The 15,834-nt window shown below is 73.5% G+C and carries 16 protein-coding genes; 11 read left to right on the top strand and 5 right to left on the bottom strand.

Annotation, left to right across the window (positions count from 1 at the left end; translation table 11 throughout):
• Positions 1-51 precede the first annotated feature (51 nt).
• The 5 genes from Srubr_RS03500 (at position 52) to Srubr_RS03480 (ending at position 4,676) form a co-directional block, all read left to right on the top strand.
• On the top strand, positions 52-1,023 hold the full coding sequence (locus tag Srubr_RS03500; protein WP_189993549.1) for an NADPH:quinone oxidoreductase family protein: 972 nt from the start codon (positions 52-54) through the stop codon (positions 1,021-1,023).
• Positions 1,020-2,201: an acyl-CoA dehydrogenase family protein gene (locus Srubr_RS03495; RefSeq protein WP_189993546.1), complete on the top strand. Its 1,182-nt coding sequence runs from the start codon at positions 1,020-1,022 to the stop codon at positions 2,199-2,201. The genes Srubr_RS03500 and Srubr_RS03495 overlap by 4 nt, the downstream gene beginning before the upstream one ends.
• Positions 2,198-3,271, top strand: a complete 1,074-nt coding sequence (locus tag Srubr_RS03490; protein WP_189993545.1) for an acyl-CoA dehydrogenase family protein — start codon at positions 2,198-2,200, stop codon at positions 3,269-3,271. The genes Srubr_RS03495 and Srubr_RS03490 overlap by 4 nt, the downstream gene beginning before the upstream one ends.
• 155 nt (positions 3,272-3,426) lie before the next feature.
• Complete coding sequence (locus Srubr_RS03485; protein WP_189993543.1) at positions 3,427-4,380, top strand: phosphatidylinositol-specific phospholipase C/glycerophosphodiester phosphodiesterase family protein; 954 nt, start codon at positions 3,427-3,429, stop codon at positions 4,378-4,380.
• A 101-nt stretch (positions 4,381-4,481) separates the two neighbouring features.
• Positions 4,482-4,676 (top strand): hypothetical protein, encoded by a 195-nt coding sequence (locus Srubr_RS03480; RefSeq protein WP_189993541.1) that lies wholly within the window; start codon positions 4,482-4,484, stop codon positions 4,674-4,676.
• A gap of 12 nt (positions 4,677-4,688) precedes the next feature.
• Here Srubr_RS03480 and Srubr_RS03475 read toward each other — a convergent pair whose 3' ends face one another.
• Both Srubr_RS03475 and Srubr_RS03470 read right to left on the bottom strand, forming a co-directional pair.
• On the bottom strand, positions 4,689-5,927 hold the full coding sequence (locus Srubr_RS03475) for a phosphodiester glycosidase family protein (protein WP_189993540.1): 1,239 nt from the start codon (positions 5,925-5,927) through the stop codon (positions 4,689-4,691).
• A 212-nt stretch (positions 5,928-6,139) separates the two neighbouring features.
• Complete coding sequence (locus Srubr_RS03470) at positions 6,140-7,618, bottom strand: purine-cytosine permease family protein (RefSeq protein WP_189993538.1); 1,479 nt, start codon at positions 7,616-7,618, stop codon at positions 6,140-6,142.
• Between the two features lie 90 nt (positions 7,619-7,708).
• On the opposite strand from Srubr_RS03470, the gene Srubr_RS03465 reads away from it, so the two are divergent.
• Together Srubr_RS03465 and Srubr_RS03460 are read left to right on the top strand one after the other, a co-directional pair.
• Positions 7,709-8,344: a TetR/AcrR family transcriptional regulator gene (locus Srubr_RS03465; protein WP_189993536.1), complete on the top strand. Its 636-nt coding sequence runs from the start codon at positions 7,709-7,711 to the stop codon at positions 8,342-8,344.
• A 99-nt stretch (positions 8,345-8,443) separates the two neighbouring features.
• Entirely contained in the window at positions 8,444-10,105 is a 1,662-nt protein-coding gene (locus Srubr_RS03460) for an amidohydrolase (protein ID WP_189993534.1), read from the top strand.
• A gap of 60 nt (positions 10,106-10,165) precedes the next feature.
• Here Srubr_RS03460 and Srubr_RS03455 read toward each other — a convergent pair whose 3' ends face one another.
• A complete protein-coding gene (locus Srubr_RS03455) occupies positions 10,166-10,831 on the bottom strand; it encodes a DedA family protein (protein ID WP_189993710.1) in 666 nt (221 codons plus the stop codon).
• Positions 10,832-11,591: 760 nt separating this feature from the next.
• Here Srubr_RS03455 and Srubr_RS03450 point away from each other — a divergent pair.
• The 3 genes from Srubr_RS03450 to Srubr_RS03440 all read left to right on the top strand — a co-directional run bounded on the left by Srubr_RS03450 (position 11,592) and on the right by Srubr_RS03440 (position 14,217).
• Positions 11,592-12,704, top strand: a complete 1,113-nt coding sequence (locus Srubr_RS03450; RefSeq protein ID WP_229926604.1) for an aminotransferase class I/II-fold pyridoxal phosphate-dependent enzyme — start codon at positions 11,592-11,594, stop codon at positions 12,702-12,704.
• On the top strand, positions 12,701-13,843 hold the full coding sequence (locus Srubr_RS03445) for a GNAT family N-acetyltransferase (RefSeq protein WP_189993532.1): 1,143 nt from the start codon (positions 12,701-12,703) through the stop codon (positions 13,841-13,843). The genes Srubr_RS03450 and Srubr_RS03445 overlap by 4 nt, the downstream gene beginning before the upstream one ends.
• A gap of 209 nt (positions 13,844-14,052) precedes the next feature.
• Positions 14,053-14,217, top strand: coding sequence for a hypothetical protein (locus Srubr_RS03440; protein WP_189993531.1), 165 nt, complete (start codon positions 14,053-14,055; stop codon positions 14,215-14,217).
• A gap of 115 nt (positions 14,218-14,332) precedes the next feature.
• On the opposite strand, the gene Srubr_RS03435 is transcribed toward Srubr_RS03440, so the two are convergent.
• The gene (locus tag Srubr_RS03435; RefSeq protein ID WP_189993529.1) at positions 14,333-14,533 is read right to left on the bottom strand and encodes a cold-shock protein; all 201 of its coding nucleotides are present in this window, start codon (positions 14,531-14,533) and stop codon (positions 14,333-14,335) included.
• Positions 14,534-14,865: 332 nt separating this feature from the next.
• On the opposite strand from Srubr_RS03435, the gene Srubr_RS03430 reads away from it, so the two are divergent.
• On the top strand, positions 14,866-15,261 hold the full coding sequence (locus tag Srubr_RS03430; RefSeq protein WP_189993526.1) for a DUF2267 domain-containing protein: 396 nt from the start codon (positions 14,866-14,868) through the stop codon (positions 15,259-15,261).
• Between the two features lie 119 nt (positions 15,262-15,380).
• On the opposite strand, the gene Srubr_RS03425 is transcribed toward Srubr_RS03430, so the two are convergent.
• Entirely contained in the window at positions 15,381-15,833 is a 453-nt protein-coding gene (locus Srubr_RS03425) for a hypothetical protein (protein ID WP_189993524.1), read from the bottom strand.
• Position 15,834: the final 1 nt, after the last annotated feature.

The raw sequence follows: 15,834 nt of genomic DNA, 5'->3' as shown, positions 1-15,834 counted from the left end.
TTAGTATGCGGTCGGACCCGGTCAGACGAAGCAGTCCCGTGGAGGCCCCGCATGCAGGCATGGCAAGTGCACGAGAACGGCGAGCCGAGCGAGGTGATGCGCCTGGCGGAGACCGAGCGGCCCACGCCCGGTGACGGCCAGGTACTGCTCAGGGTGCGCGCGGCCAACGTCAACTTCCCCGACGCGCTGCTGTGCCGGGGCCAGTACCAGGTGCGCCCGCCACTGCCCTTCACGCCCGGCGTGGAGATCTGCGGCGAGACCGAGGACGGCCGCCGGGTGATCGCCAACCCCGCGCTGCCGTACGGCGGTTTCGCCGAGTACGCCGTCGCCGACGCCCGCGCCCTGCTCCCCGCGCCGGACCCGCTGGACGACGCCGAGGCCGCCGCCCTGCACATCGGCTACCAGACCGGCTGGTTCGGCCTGCACCGGCGCGCCCGGCTGGAGGCGGGCGAGACCCTGCTCGTGCACGCCGCCGCCGGGGGCGTGGGCAGCGCCGCCGTCCAGCTCGGCAAGGCGGCCGGCGCCACCGTGATCGGTGTCGTGGGCGGCGAGAAGAAGGCCGCCGTCGCCCGGGAACTGGGCTGTGACGTGGTGGTCGACCGGCGCGCCGAGGACGTCGTCGCCGCCGTGAAGGAGGCCACCGGCGGCCGGGGCGCCGACGTGATCTACGACCCGGTCGGCGGCGAGGCATACACCCAGTCCACCAAGGTCGTCGCCTTCGAGGGCCGGATCGTCGTCGTGGGCTTCGCCGGCGGCACCATCCCCGCCCCCGCCCTCAACCACGCCCTGGTGAAGAACTACTCCATCCTCGGCCTGCACTGGGGCCTGTACAACACCAAGAACCCGGCACTGGTCCGGCACTGCCACGAACAGCTCACCGAGCTGGCCGCCCGGGGCGCCGTCAAGCCGCTGGTCAGCGAGCGGGTGCCGCTCGCCGGCGCGGCCGGCGCCGTGCAACGGGTCGCCGACGGGGTGACCACCGGCCGGATCGCCGTCGTACCGGAGAACGGAGCCGCCGCATGACCGACGCCCGAGAACTGCGCGGGCGCACCCGGGAGTTCCTCGCCCAGCACCCGCCCGCGAGCACCGACCGCCTGGACTTCCTGCGGGCCCGGTTCGACGCCGGCCTCGCCTGGGTGCACTACCCCGAGGGCCTCGGCGGCCTCGGCGCCCCGCGTTCCCTCCAGGGCGTCGTGGACGCCGAGCTGGCGGCCGCGGGCGCCCCCGACAACGACCCCCGGCGCATCGGCATCGGCCTCGGCATGGCCGCGCCGACCATCCTCGCCTACGGCACCGAGGAGCAGAAGCGGCGCTTCCTGCGGCCCCTGTGGACCGGGGAGGAGGTCTGGTGCCAGCTGTTCAGCGAGCCCGGCGCCGGCTCCGACCTGGCCGCGCTCGGCACCCGGGCGGTCCGTGAGGGCGACACCTGGGTGGTCAACGGGCAGAAGGTGTGGACCTCCAGCGCCCACCTCGCCCGCTGGGCCATCCTCATCGCCCGCACCGACCCGGACGTGCCCAAGCACCAGGGCATCACCTACTTCGTCTGCGACATGACCGACCCGGGCGTGGAGGTCCGGCCGCTGCGCCAGATCACCGGCGAGGCCGAGTTCAACGAGGTCTTCCTCACCGGCGTCCGCATCCCCGACAGCCGCCGCCTCGGCGCGGTCGGCGACGGCTGGCGAGTCGCCCAGACCACCCTCAACAACGAGCGCGTCGCCATCGGCGGCATGGCCCAGCCCCGCGAGGGCGGCATGATCGGCCCCGTCGCGAAGACCTGGCGCGAACGCCCGGAACTGCGCACCCACGACCTGCACCAGCGGCTGCTGACGCTGTGGGTGGAGGCCGAGGTGGCCCGGTTCACCGGCGAGCGGCTGCGCCAGCAGCTCGCCGCCGGCCAGCCCGGACCCGAGGGCGCCGGCATGAAGCTCGCCTTCGCCCGCCTCAACCAGGAGATCAGCGGCCTGGAAGTCGAACTGCGCGGCGAGGAGGGCCTGTTGTACGACGACTGGACCTTGCGCCGCCCCGAACACGTCGACTTCACCGGCCGTGACGCCGGTTACCGCTATCTGCGTTCCAAGGGCAACAGCATCGAGGGCGGCACCAGCGAGGTGCTGCTGAACATCGTGGCCGAGCGCGTCCTGGGCCTGCCCGCCGAACCGCGCACCGACAAGGACGTCGCCTGGAAGGACCTCGCCCGATGACGGACCTGCTGTACTCCGAGGAGGAAGAGGCGCTGCGCGCCGCCGTCCGCGACCTGCTCACGGACCACTGCCCGCCGGCCGGCGTGCTCGCCCGCACGGAGTCGGACGCGCCCCACGGCCGGGCCCTGTGGAAGTCGCTCGCCGAGGACATGGGCCTGGCCGGCCTCCTGGTGCCCGAGGAGCAGGGCGGCCAGGGAGCGTCCCACCGCGAGGCGGCCGTCGTCCTGGAGGAACTGGGCCGGGCCGTCGCCCCCGTGCCCTACCTGACCAGCGCCGTCGTGGCCACCGAGGCGCTGCTCGCCTGCGGCGACGGCGAACTGCTGAGCCGGCTGGCCTCCGGGCGCACCATCGGCGCCCTGGCGGTCGGCCTGCACACCGGCCCGGCCACCGGCGTCGAGACCGTACGACTGGAGAACGGCACCCTGCACGGCGAGCTGACCGGCATCGCGGACGCGGCCGTCGCCGACGTGCTGCTCGTCCCGGCCGACGACGGCGGCCTGTACGCCGTCGCCGCCGACGCCGTGACGGTCCTGCCCCGGATCTCCCTGGACCTGACCCGGCCGCTGGCCACCGTACGGCTGGCCGGTGCCCCCGGCCGCCGCGTCGGGGACACCGAGCCGGCCGTGCGCCGGGCCCTGCGCGCCGCCGCCGGACTGCTCGCATCCGAGCAACTGGGAGTGGCCGACTGGGCGTTGGCGGAGACGGTCCGCTACCTGAAGGAGCGCAAGCAGTTCAACCGGCCGGTCGGCGGCTTCCAGGCGCTCAAGCACCGGCTGGCCCGGCTGTGGCTGGAGGTGGTCCACCTGCGGGCCGCCGCCCGCGCCGCCGCCGACGCCCTCTCCACGGGCCAGGACACCGACGTCACGGTGGCCGTCGCCCAGGCCTACGCCGCCCCCGTCGCCGTACGCGCCACCGAGGAGGCGCTGCAACTGCACGGCGGGATCGGCATGACCTGGGAACACCCGGTCCACCTGTACCTGAAGCGGGCCAAGGCGGACTCGATCGCCTACGGCACGGCGGGCGCCCACCGCGAGGCGCTGTCCGCGCTGGTCGATCTCCAGGCCCCCTGACACCCACCCGTGTCCGGCGAAGCCCGCCCCACCCGGGGCGGGCCTTTTGCGCACAGGAAGTGAACAGCGCGCCAACTCGCCGCCGCGAAGGCTCCGTTGAGGCACCCCCGCACGCATACTCTCCCCGGTCCCCATCACCCCCAGGGAGGCAGTGCATGACCCTCACCACCCGTCGCGGAGCCCTCACCACCCTCGGCGTCGCCCTCGCGGGCACCCTCGCCCGTCCGGCGAGCGAGTCACCGGCCGCGAACGGCACCCTGCCCGCGAACGACGCCCTGCCCGCGAGTGATATACGGGACGTGAGTGACGTACGGGCCGCGAGCGACGCGCCGGCCGGTGACCGCCGCCGGCGGCCCCGCCCGCTGTGGCGGGCCCACGCCCACAACGACTACGCGCACCCACGCCCCCTGCTCGACGCCCTCGACCACCGCTTCGGCAGCGTCGAAGCCGACATCTTCCTCGTCGGCGACCAGCTCCTCGTCGGTCACGAGGCGTCCGACCTCGACCCGTCCCGCACCCTGGAATCCCTCTACCTGGAACCGCTCGCCGCCCGCGTCGCCGCCCACCACGGCTCGGTCTACCGCGGCGCGCACCGGCCGCTGCAACTCCTCGTCGACATCAAGACCGAGGGCGCCGCGGCCTACCTCGAACTCGACCGCCACCTGCGCCGCTACCCGCGCCTGTTCACCCGGTACGCGCACGGCCGCGTCCGCCCCGGCCCGGTCACCGCCGTCGTCTCCGGCGACCGGGCGGCCCGTACCCCGATGGCCGCGCAGACCGAGCGGCGCGCCTTCTACGACGGCCGGCTCGCCGACCTGACCGGCTCCGCCCCGGCCTCCCTCGCCCCGCTCATCAGCGACAACTGGACGCAGCACTTCACCTGGACGGGCACCGGGGCGTTCCCGGACGCCGAGCGGCGCAAGCTGCGGAGCATCACCGCCGCCGCCCACGCCCGCGGACAGCGGGTCCGGTTCTGGGCCACCCCCGACACCGCCGGCCCCGCCCGGGACGCCCTGTGGACCGAGCTGCTGGCCGCCGGGGTGGACCACCTCAACACCGACGACCTCGCCGGGCTGGAGGCCTTCCTGGACGCCCACGCACCGGCGTAAGACCACACGTTCGGCGGACGTGTCAGCCGCCCGGACGAACCCCCCGCTACGTCACACTTGCGCCCGAACGCCGCACATGGGGCGTGGCGGAGGAGGTTCCGATGGCGATTTCCATCTCGGTGGTGCTGCTGCTCCTGGTCCTGGCCGTGATCTTCGTGCGCAACGGCGCGCTGAAGGTCTCCCACGGCCTGGTCTGCATGCTGCTCGGCTTCTACCTGGCCAGCACCAGCATGGCGCCCACCATCCACAGCGGGCTCACCGCGACCGCCGACCTGGTGAGCAGCCTGCGGCCCTGACCCGGCCGGGGGTCAGCCGGCCGAGAAGACGCCGATGCCGTTGGGCACGGGGCGCTCGGCGCCGCCACTCGGGTGGTTGCGCACGGTCACGGCGCGGTCGCCGGTGTCGCGGGTCACCATCTCCGTCGAGCCGCCGCCGTCCAGGTTGAAGCCCTCGGTGGCGCCGAGCGACCGCAGGACGTCCGCCTCCTCGTGGACGGTCAGCCCCGAGCGGTAGTCCGCCGCCCCGTCCAGCGCCAGGAGCAGCAGCTGCCGGCCGCCGTCCTTGACCCCCACAGCCGTGCGCACCGCCGAGGTCTCGTCGTCCAGCCCGGGCAGCGGGGCGCCGTCGCGGACGATCGGGAAGCCGCCGATCGCGAAGGCGTACGGCACCTCGGACGAGGCCGCCGTCAAGGCGTGCGTGATCCGCACCGCGTCGCCGACCGACAGCTCGCGCAGCTTCCGCGCGCCCTCCTCGCGGCCCACCAGGACCGTGGTGTCCGCGGGGATCGTGCCGCCGCCCGGGGTGCCGGACGCGGAGACCACCCTGCCGTCGCGCACCGTCACCTCGTAGGTGTCCTCGCTGCACGGCGCCGAGCGCTGGGTGTCGGTGCCGCAGACGGCACGCTCGCGGGAGGCGCCGCCCCAGCGCGCGGTGAACGCGCCGACCGAGTTCACCGGGAGCGCGTACTGGTTGAGGCCCTTCAGGGGCAGCGTGCCCTGGGGTGTGCCGACCGAGCCGGTGAGGGAGAGGCGGTCCAGGCGGGCCCGCCGGTCGGTGCCCACGCCGAGCACCTCCCGGGTGTCGGTGCCCGGGGGCAGCGCGGGTCCGAACCGCTGGCCCTTCGGCACCGCCGCCTTGAGCACCTGCCCGTCCGCCACGGCCGGTCCGACGGGCGCCCCGGTGGCCTCCACGCCCGGGTGCTGGGACTCGGTGATGTGGAAGAAGTCGCCGTTCACCCCGGCGACCGCCCCGGCCGAGTCCGCCAGCCGGGAGACCGTCGCCCGGGCCGCGACCGTGCCCGGGTACAGCAGGCCGACGCGGACGTGCGGGTTGCCCAGGTCCACCGTGAGCAGGTGGACGCGGGCCGTGCCCTTCGCCGCGTCGACGTCGAACTGCCGGTAGGTGACGCCCGGCACGATCCGCCGGCCCGTCGGCGCGGCAGCGGCCGGTGCCGCGCCCGCCAGGGCCGCCCCGGCCAGCACGCCGAGTGCCGTGACCGTCGTGAGAACCGCTCTGCCCGCCGCCGAACGCCCGTTCCGTCTGGACACCCTGCCTCCTGATGCTCCGTCAACTGCCCCCGCGTGCAGGGGCAGTGCAGCAGACTCGGGCGGCCGGTGGTACGACTACGCGTCGACGACGCGAGAACGGGTGAGAAAACGTACCCCCTCGGGTGTCTCCGGCGAGCAGCCGCCGCCATGTCCCGTGCGGTGCCGCCGTCCTGAGCGGCCGGGGCGCGGCGCCTCCTCGACTCCCCCCTGACTCACGGTTGTTCGGGAAGCCGTCCGGCGCGCGGTGCCGCCTGCCTTTGGCGCGCGGACAGCAGGGCGTACGTCCCCGAGGCCACCGCCATCCCGGCCGGCAGGGCCAGGTCGACACCGCCCAGGGCGGCGGCCACGGGACCGGTGTAAACGCTGTCGACGCACAGCGCGGAGGCCGTCACGCCCGCGATGAGGGCCATTGCCCCGGCCCAGTTGAAGCCGCCGGTGTACCAGAACGGCCCGCCGGGTGACTCGTCGGCGAGGGCGGGGCCGTCGTAGCGGTTGCGGCGCAGCAGGATGTCCGTGGCGTAGACGGCCGTACCCGGGCCGAGCAACAGCACGGTCAGCTGGAGCACATCGCCGACGGCGTCGAGGAAGTCGGAGACCAGCAGCGCGTACAGGGTGAGCGACACGGCCACCGCGCCGTCCACCAGGACGCTGAGCGTGCGCCGGATGCGCAGGCCGACGGCCTGGAGGGCGAGTCCGGCGCTGTAGGAGGTCAGCGCGTTGAGCGCGACGGTGCCGAGGACGAGGGCGAGCAGGAACACCGGGCGGAACCAGCCGGGCAGCAGCGTCTGCAGCGAGGACTCCGGGTCGTTCATGTCGACGGCGGTCGCGGCGCAGGCGCCGATGCCGCACACCAGGACGCTCGGCACGAACCCGCCGAGCGCGGTCCAGCCGGCCACCGCCTTCGCGGGGGTGGCGCGGGGCAGATAGCGGGAGAAGTCCGCGCTGGTGGTGTACGACAGCGGGCCCGAGGCGATGAGGGCGGTCCCGGCCGCCACGGTCGCCCACAGATCCGTGCCCGTCAGCGGCTGCCCGGGGGCGTAGCCGAAGTCGGTGTGCCGCAGCACCGCGACGCCCACCACGGCGAACACCGCCGACAGCACCAGGGTGATCGCCGGGTAGAGCCGGACGATCGCTGCGTGGCCGTAGACGCCGATGGCGAGCGTGACGGCGGCGATCAGCACCACGACGGCCGCCTTCACCCCGGCGGTCACCGGCAGGCCGGCCCGGTCCACCAGGGAGAAGGCCGCGGTGGCCGCCGCCGCCAGGTTCAGCGCGAAGTAGCACACGGAGATCAGCCACCCGGTCACCGCGTTGTTCACCCGGTTCCCGCGCACCCCGTACAGCGCCCGGGTCACCACCTCGCTCGGCGCGCCCGCCACCGGTCCCGGGACCGCCAGCAGGCCGGTGAGAAGCCAGAACAGATTGCCCACGACGATCACCACGAGCGCCTGCCACAGGCTCAGCCCCATCAGCACCAGCGCGCCGCCCACCACCAGGCTCAGGTAGGTGACGTTCGCGGCGGCCCACACGGAGAACAACTCGCGCGGCCGGCCCCGGCGTTCGGACTCCGGGATGTGGTCGATGCCGTGCGCCTCGACACCGGCGCGCTCGGCGGCCCGGGAGGCGGAGGCGGCGCCGTCGGCGGGCGTGGGCCCTGCGCCGGGGTGCGGATCGGGAAGCGTGGACGCCATGGGGCCTCCGGAAGCCGTGGGAGGGGCCTGGTCGCTTATTGGGCGGGTGACCAGTTGCTTATTGGTCGCACACTCAATAGCATCGCCGTCATGTCGTCAAGCGTTCAGCGCAAGCGGATCCGCAAGGACCCGGCCGCCCGGCGGGCGGAGATCATCGCCACCGCCGCGGCCGTCGCCCTCGCCGAGGGCCTGGAGTGCGTCACCCTCCGCCGGATCGCCGAGGAACTCGCCGTCCGCCCCGGGCTGATCAGCCACTACTTCCCCTCGGCCGAGGACCTCGTCGCCGAGGCGTTCGGCAGCGCGGCGACCGGCGAACTCGACCGCCTCCTCCCGGCCGAGCGCGCCGCGACCACGCCCACCGGGCGGCTGGCCCGCTTCCTCGCCCACACCTCGGGGGAGGAGTACGACGCGATCAGCCGGCTGTGGATCAACGCCCGCCACCTCAGCCGCTACCGGCCCGTGCTCCGCGACCGGGTCGCCCGGCAGGAGGCCGCCTGGCGCGGCCGGCTCGAAGACCTGATCCAGGACGGCGTGGATGCCGGCGAGTTCGTCACCGACGATCCGCTGACGGTCGCCGTACAGCTCCTCGTCGTCCTCGACGGCCTGGGCGTCCACGCCAACACCGCGACGCCCGAACGCCCGGCCGCGGTGCTGCGCCTGCCTCGCACCACGGCCGAGCGGGAGCTCGGGCTGCCGCCCGGCACGCTCGACGAGGCCGCCGGCTGATCCACCGGCCCCGTGCCCTGCCCGAAAGCCAACGGCCTCGATGTGCCCGCTGTGGGTCAAGGGGCCTTCGATACGCCCCCTGTGAGTGAAGGAGCCTCCGTGCCCGCCGATCTCGTCCTGCTCTCCGCCCGGCTGCTCGACCCGGGCACGGGCCGCCTCCTGCCGCACACCGCGCTCGCCGCGGAGCGGGGGCGGATCGCCTTCCTCGGCGACGACCGGGACGCCCGCGCCCTCGCCGGGCCCGGCACCACCGTGGTCGACCTGCGCGGGGCGGTGGTCACCGCCGGGTTCACCGACGGGCATCTGCACCCGGTCTCCGGCGCCGAACGCACCATGGGCGTCGACCTGTCCGGCTGCCGCGACCTGGCCGCCGTGCGCACCGCGCTCGCCGCGGCGGTACGCGACCTGCGCCCGGGCGCCTGGCTGCGCGGCTGGGGCCTGGACCCCAACGCCTTCGGCACCGCGCCCGTGGCCACCGCCACACTCGGCCCCGTCCTCGACGGTGTGCCCGCGCTGATCGACCTGTTCGACGCGCACTCGGCGCTGGCCAGCGAGCGGGCGCTGGAACTGGCCGGCGTCGACGGGCCGCGCCGCTTCGAGCAGGGCTCGGAGATCGTCTGCGACGCCGCCGGACGGCCCACCGGACTGCTGCTGGAGGACGCCGCCTGCGAGGTCGTCGAGGCGGTCGCCCCCCGGCCCACCGAAGCGGAGGTCCGCGCCCGCGCCGCCGAGGTACTGGCCGCCATGGCCGCGTCCGGGCTCACCGGCGGCCACGCCATGGACGCGAACGGCGACAGCCTCGCCGTCTACGCCGCCCTGGAGGCCGAGGACGCCCTGCCCCTGCGGCTGCGGATCGCCCCTTGGTGCCGGCCCGAGGCGAGTGACGCCGACCTCGCCGAGCTGGTCCGGCTCCAGGGCACCGGCGGCGCGCTGTGGAGGGTGGCCGGCGTGAAGCTGTTCATGGACGGCACCATCGACAACGGCACCGCCTGGCTGGAGGCCCCCGACTGCCACGGCCAGTCGGACCACGCCTACTGGCCCGACCCCCGGCGCTACAGCCGGGTGATCGCCGACCTGCACCGGGCCGGCGTGCCCACGGCCACCCACGCCATCGGCGACGCGGCGGTCCGCCACGTCCTGGACGCCGTCGAGCGGGCCCAGACGGAGAGCGGGCGGGCGGGTGGTACCGGCAGTGCCGGCACTCCGGGCGGTACGGGAGTCGTACGGCACCGGGTCGAGCACATCGAGACCGTCCCCGACGACACCGTACGGCGGTTCGCGCCGCTCGGTGTCGCCGCCTCGATGCAGCCCACCCACTGCTGCGAGTTCACCCGGGCGGACCACACCGACAACTGGTCGCGCCGACTCGGCGAGGAGCGGGCCGGGCGCGCGTTCCGCTGCCGGGACCTGTGGGAGGCCGGGGCACGGGTCGTCCTCGGCTCCGACTGGCCCATCGCGCCGTACCCGCCGCTCCAGGTCATGGCCGGCGCCCGGCATCGGCGGCCCGCCGACCTCTCCCTGCCCCCGCACGGCCCCGAACAGGCCCTCACCCCGCTCCAGGCGCTCCAGGGCATGACGGTGAACGCCGCCTGGGCGGCGGGGGAGGAGGACCGGACCGGCCGGCTCGCCGTCGGCCACCGCGCCGACCTCACCGTCCTCGCCGACGACCCGCTGCGCGTGCCCGACACCGAACTGGCCGAGCTGCCGGTACTGCTGACGGCGGTGGCGGGACGGGTCACCCATCGGGCGGCGGGGGTGTAGCGCGGGGGAGCGCCGGCCAGGGCGCGCAGCGCCGCTTGCTGGGGTGGGGCGCGCCCCGGTTCAGCCCGCGGACCCGTCCCGTTCGCGGCGTCCACGGCGTTCGCGGCGTTCATGGCGGGAGCGGCGGAGCTCCGGCAGCAGCGGGAGCAGGGACACGAGGACGACCAGGGCCACCAGCGGCAGCAGGTAGTCGTCGATGTGCGGGACGGACGCGCCCAGGGTGTACCCGGCGAGGACCAGCGTCTGCGACCACAGCACCCCGCCCACCGTCTGCCACAGCGTGAAGGTCCGCGCGGGCACGCCCAGCATCCCCGCCACCGGGTGCAGCACCGTCCGCAGCAGCGGCACGAACCGGCCGATCACCAGCGCCTTGCCGTAGCCGTAGCGGGCCAGCAGCCGCTCGGCCCGCTCCGCCGCGTCCGTCACCCGTCGGTTGGACGTGCGCGCCAGCAGCGCTCGCCCGCCGTGCCGACCGATCAGATACCCCGCCTGACCGCCCGCCACCGCCCCCACGGCCGCGCACACCAGCACCTGCCACAGCGTGAGCCGGGGCGGCTGCTGGGCGCTGCCCGCACACAGCACGCCGGCCGGGAACAGCAGGGTGTCACCGGGCAGGAAGAAGCCGACGACCAGCAGGCCCGACTCGGCGAAGATCACCGCCAGCACGCCCAGCGCGCCGAAGGCGGCCAGCACCGAGGCGCTGTCCATCGGATTGACGGCGGTCACCTGCCCGAACCTCCCGGCCTGTGCGCGGATTCGTCCGCTCACCAGCATCACCCGCCCGGCGCACCCGCGCGCACCGGTTGTCTTCGATCGGCTCGGGGTTGGCCGGTACCGGCCGGTGCGGGCGGGATGCCGTCCGTCGGTGCGGGGTCGACACCGCACCGACGGACGGTCGTACGACACGCTGCCGGGCCCGGTCGGTCTGTAGCCGTACCGGCTCTTCAGATGGCGTCAGAAGTTTCGCAGCGTCCGCTGGCGGTCGCCCAGGGCCGGAGGTGCGGCCGCCCTCGTGCAGATGGATGTGGATGACCTCGTGGTCCAGCGCGCCGATGAAGGACGTCGACCCGGCCGTCGGTCCACTGGCGCGTCGCGCGGTTCCCGACCGCCCAGCCGACGGTGGCGACCGCCACGCCGGTGTACGGCCGGGCGCGGTCGGCGGAGCCGTAAGCCCGAGTCGTACCGCACTCGCACCCCCTGTCGCACCGTCCAAAGGACTCGATTCACTCGAATGGCTTAACGAAACCAGGCCTTGGCTTTTCATTTCATTCCTCTGGCTGAGAGGATGCCGAGGCCACCCTCTCCGCATTTTTGTATGAAAATCTCAAAAGGGTGGCGAGTCGAATGTGAGAGCGCAGTGGCAGATATTTTCGACAAGCAGTTGACGGCCGTCATGCAGCACGCGACACGCATGCGCCCGAGGGCCGTCTACAACGCACTTGAGGCACGCGGAGGGGAGGTGTTCCTGGGTGGAAAACGCCTGGTCATGGCCGCCCGAAACGATTATCTTGGCCTTTCCGGCCACCCCCGTGTCGTCGCCGCGGCGGCCGACGCGGCCCGTCGCTGGGGTGCCTCCGCCTCGGCGAGCCGGCTGATCGGCGGAACGCTCACCCTGCACGAGGAACTGGAGGCCAGGCTGGCCGCCTTCCTCGACGCCGAGGCGGTGATCGTGACCACCACCGGCTTCGAGGCGAACCTGGCGCTGGCTCCCCTGCTCGGCCGCGGTGACATCGTCTTCAGCGACAAGGCCAACCACGCCTCGCTGATCGAGGCGGTGCGGCTGGGCTTCGCCGACAGACGCTGGTACCGGCACTCGGACATGGCCGACCTGGAGCGCAAGCTCGCGGTGGCCGATCCGGACGCGGCCAAGGCGATCCTCACGGACGGCCTGTTCTCCATGGAGGGCGACCTGTGCCGGCTGCCGGAGCTGGTCTCGCTCGCCCGGCGCTACGGCGCCCGCCTGGTGGTCGACGGCGCCCACGACATCGGACTGCTGGGACCGGGCGGACGAGGGGTGACCGACCACTTCGGGCTGCCCGACGCCGTCGACCTCCACACGGGCACCCTGTCCAAGGGATTCGGCTCCATCGGGGGCTTCCTGGCCGGGCCCGCCGAGGTGATCCACTACCTCCGGCACACCTCGCGGTCCGTCATCTTCACCACCTCCATCCCCCCCGCCTCGGCCGCCGCCGCGCTGGCGGCCCTGACCATCATCGAGACCGAGCCGGAGCGCCGGGCGCGCGCCTTCGAGGTGGCGCGGCAGGTACGGGACGGCCTGCGCGGCCTCGGCTTCGACACGGGCGAGTCGGTCACTCCGATCGTGCCCGTCATCACCGGGCGCAAGGAACTCGCCACGGCCCTGTGGCGGGAGGTCCTCACCGAGGGCGTCTTCACCAGCGCCGTCTCCGCGCCCGCCGTACCCGAGGAACGCTCGCTGGTCCGGCTGTCCCTCCAGGCCACGCACACCGACGAGGACATCGAGCGCATCCTCGTCGCGTTCGCCCACGCCGGCCGCCGCCTCGGGCTCATCCCCACCGGGCCGCCGCCCGTCCCGGTGCAGCCACTGCTGAGGGAAACGCTTCTGGACTGGGTGTCATGAGTGTCACGGTCACCCCGGTCGGCACGGACACCGACCTGACCGCCTTCATCCGGCTGCCGTACGACCTCTACCGCGACGACCCGCTGTGGGTGGCCCCGCTGGAGCGGGAACGGCGCTCCTTCCTGGACCCGGCCCGCAATCCGTACCACCGGGTGGCCGGCGTGCGGCTCTTCCTCGCACGGCGGCACGACACCGTCGTCGGCAGGATCGCGGCGATCGTCGACCCCCGTTACAACGAACGGCACGGCCCGGACCGCGGACTGATCGGCCTCTTCGAGTGCGTCGACGACCACGAGGCCGCGGCAGCTCTCTTCGACACGGCGGACGGCTGGCTCGCCGCGCAGGGAATGAAACGCACCTTGGGCCCCCTCGGATTCACCACCAATGACGAGTGCGGCGTGCAGATATCCGGCTTCGACCAGCCGCACATCGTCATGATTCCCCGTAACCGGCCGTATTATCCGCAACTGTTTTCCGCATGTGGATTCGAGAAGGCCAAGGACCTGGTTTCGTACGCCATTCCGATTCCCGATGACGGGGAGCCCCCGGCGGAATACCGCGAAGCCGCGGAACGCGTCCTCGCGACCCCGGGCCTGACGGTGCGGTCCCTGGATCCGCAGCGGACGGAAGCCGATATGGAGACCGTCCGGAAGCTCTACAACGAAACGTTCACCCACAGCTACGGTTCGGTCCCCGTCGACGAAGCGCAGTTCGGCTACATGATGAAGAAGCTCAAGCCCCTCCTGCGCCCCGGCCTCCTGCAGATCGCGGAGATGCACGGCGAACCCGTCGCCTTCCTGCTCTGCCTGCCCGACGCCCACCAGGCACTGCACGCGGCCCGCGGCCGGCTCACCACCATGGGCCTGCCCGTCGGGCTGATCCGGGCCGCGCGAGCCGTCCGTCGTATCGACCGCGTGCGCTTCGCCGCCATGGGCGTGGCGAGGGAGCACCGGTCCCGCGGTCTGGCCGCGGCCCTGGTGACCGAGGCCCAGCGCGCCGCCTTCCGCCTCGGATACACCGAGATCTCCTACTCCTGGGTCCTGGAGGACAACCACGCCTCCCGCCGGCACGGCGAGGCCCTCGGCGGGGTCCACACCCAGACGCACCGCCTGTACGAGCGCGCCACGTCCGCGCTGTGACGGACGCCGCGAAGTCCGGTCGGCTCGCGCGGCGGCGCCACCGCCTGGCGGGGACGAAGGTCCGATGGGCCTCGACGATCGCGTCGTAGGAGCGGGACGGGACCGGCGATCAGCAGCCGTCCTCGAAGAACGGCGTCCGGGCATTCCGCAGGTCGGCCTGGGTACCCGACGGCTCGCGAAAGACCCGACGCAGCGAGGAGGCGGTCACGGTGACCGTGCCCGAGGAGAACCGTCCGAAGACGTCCACCACGGACGATGTCATCGAGTCGCCGGCCGACACCGGCAAGGAAGAACAGCAGCCGGGGGCCTCCGGCCGCTCGATGCGCGAGGCGATGGAAGAGGCCGGGATCACACCGGACGACTTCGAGAAGTAGCCGGACGGCCCGGCCGCCGACAGGCCGGCGCGCAGGCCCCTGCCCAGGGTGCGCTCGCGGTGACATGCCGAGGGCCGGCGCCTTGACGGCACCGGCCCTCTTGCTCAGCGACGCCTCAGAGGGCGCGGACGCGAGCGGCCTGCGGACCCTTGGGGCCCTGGACGACGTCGAACTCGACGCGCTGGTTCTCCTCAAGGCTGCGGAAGCCCTGGCCGTCGATCTCGGAGTAGTGCACGAAGAGATCCGGGCCGTCGGCCTGGGCGATGAAGCCGAAGCCCTTCTCGGCGTTGAACCACTTCACGGTTCCCTGAGTCATTTGCTGCTCCTTACAGGGGCTGGGTACGGGAGCCGCACCGTGCGGACTCCCGGGCCGGCCTGGACGCGACTTCTCCAGTTCCCTGAAGGAGGCGGCGCCCGCGACATCGTTCTTCGCGAGCGTGCGGTGAAACACAGACACAAAAACTACGACCGCCCGGTACAACGGGCGGCCTCCCGGATTCATTCCCGCCGCCGGGAACTCGGCGGATCCGCCTCCACGCCGTCCGGCCACGTGTCCGCTTCGTCTGGATGTGAGCGTAGATGTCGGCTCCACGGGCACCCGTCAGACCGCATCGCCCTCAACCACAGCACTCACCGGTGGGAGGCAGCATGATCAGCCATCAGCATCTGGTGGAAGAGGTGTCGTCGCGGACCCATCTCGACGACACGGAGGCCGCCGACGCCGCCGTGCACCTCGTGCTCGCCGCGCTGAGCAGCCGTCTCGATCCGCCGCGCCGGGAGCACCTGCGCAAGGCCGTGCCGGCCCACGAGCGCCCCGCGCTGCGCTATGGGGCCGACGTGGCGGACGACTCCGCGGCGTCGCTCGACGATCTGCTGGCGGACGTGGCCCGGCCCGCGGGCGCCACCCCTGAGCAGGCGCTCTTCCTGGCGCAGACGGTGGTGTGCCGCATCGCGGCCGAGGACACGGATCTGGCGGAGGACCTGCTGCGCGCCCTGCCGGACGAGTTCGGCACACTGTTCGAGGAGCCGGACCGGGCGCCCTGAGGCGGACCGCCAGTTTCACGGACACTCCGACCGTGCCTGGCAAGACCGGTCACCACGAGGCACCGCGGAACTCCGGAGGCACCCCTCGGCGGGACCGGCGACACGTCATGCCCGGCCGTTCACCCGCTGCCCTCGTGCAAGGCGCCGTAGGTCGCGAGCCCGTACATCAGATGCGGTACGGCATCCGACACCCAGTCCGACGCCGACCAGCCCGCCGGATCGCTCACGCCCAGTCGTGCCGTCGGCAGGTCGGTCGCGGTCATGGCGAGGGCACCGGTGACCACGCCGCCCAGCCAGCAGGGCAACCGGAGCCCGGCGTGGCGCGCGAGGGACACCACCACGCCGGTGCCGACCCCGACAGCGATCCCGGACAGGCCGCCCAGCCCGGAGAGCCGGTTCTCCCTGTCTTCCCCCGACCCCGGCACCGTGCCCTGGGTTATCTTGTCGACGGTCTGGGCGGGAGCCTGACTGGAGGGCCTGCCCCGCAGCGCCATGTCGGCGAAGGTCGCCGCGTTCAACACGGTCGTCCCGACAGCGCCGGCGGCACACCCCCGTACAACGCTTCGCATCATG

Origin of the sequence: Streptomyces rubradiris, assembly GCF_016860525.1 — a bacterium.
GTDB lineage: Bacteria > Actinomycetota > Actinomycetes > Streptomycetales > Streptomycetaceae > Streptomyces > Streptomyces rubradiris.
This window is presented reverse-complemented; position numbering and strand designations above follow the sequence as displayed.

Coding starts and splice junctions, on each gene's coding strand:
- Srubr_RS03500 (WP_189993549.1), top strand. CDS start 52: ATGCAGGCATGGCAAGTGCACGAGAACGGCGAGCCGAGCGAGGTGATG.
- Srubr_RS03495 (WP_189993546.1), top strand. CDS start 1,020: ATGACCGACGCCCGAGAACTGCGCGGGCGCACCCGGGAGTTCCTCGCC.
- Srubr_RS03490 (WP_189993545.1), top strand. CDS start 2,198: ATGACGGACCTGCTGTACTCCGAGGAGGAAGAGGCGCTGCGCGCCGCC.
- Srubr_RS03485 (WP_189993543.1), top strand. CDS start 3,427: ATGACCCTCACCACCCGTCGCGGAGCCCTCACCACCCTCGGCGTCGCC.
- Srubr_RS03480 (WP_189993541.1), top strand. CDS start 4,482: ATGGCGATTTCCATCTCGGTGGTGCTGCTGCTCCTGGTCCTGGCCGTG.
- Srubr_RS03470 (WP_189993538.1), bottom strand. CDS start 7,618: ATGGCGTCCACGCTTCCCGATCCGCACCCCGGCGCAGGGCCCACGCCC.
- Srubr_RS03465 (WP_189993536.1), top strand. CDS start 7,709: ATGTCGTCAAGCGTTCAGCGCAAGCGGATCCGCAAGGACCCGGCCGCC.
- Srubr_RS03450 (WP_229926604.1), top strand. CDS start 11,592: ATGGCCGCCCGAAACGATTATCTTGGCCTTTCCGGCCACCCCCGTGTC.
- Srubr_RS03445 (WP_189993532.1), top strand. CDS start 12,701: ATGAGTGTCACGGTCACCCCGGTCGGCACGGACACCGACCTGACCGCC.
- Srubr_RS03435 (WP_189993529.1), bottom strand. CDS start 14,533: ATGACTCAGGGAACCGTGAAGTGGTTCAACGCCGAGAAGGGCTTCGGC.
- Srubr_RS03430 (WP_189993526.1), top strand. CDS start 14,866: ATGATCAGCCATCAGCATCTGGTGGAAGAGGTGTCGTCGCGGACCCAT.
- Srubr_RS03425 (WP_189993524.1), bottom strand. CDS start 15,833: ATGATGCGAAGCGTTGTACGGGGGTGTGCCGCCGGCGCTGTCGGGACG.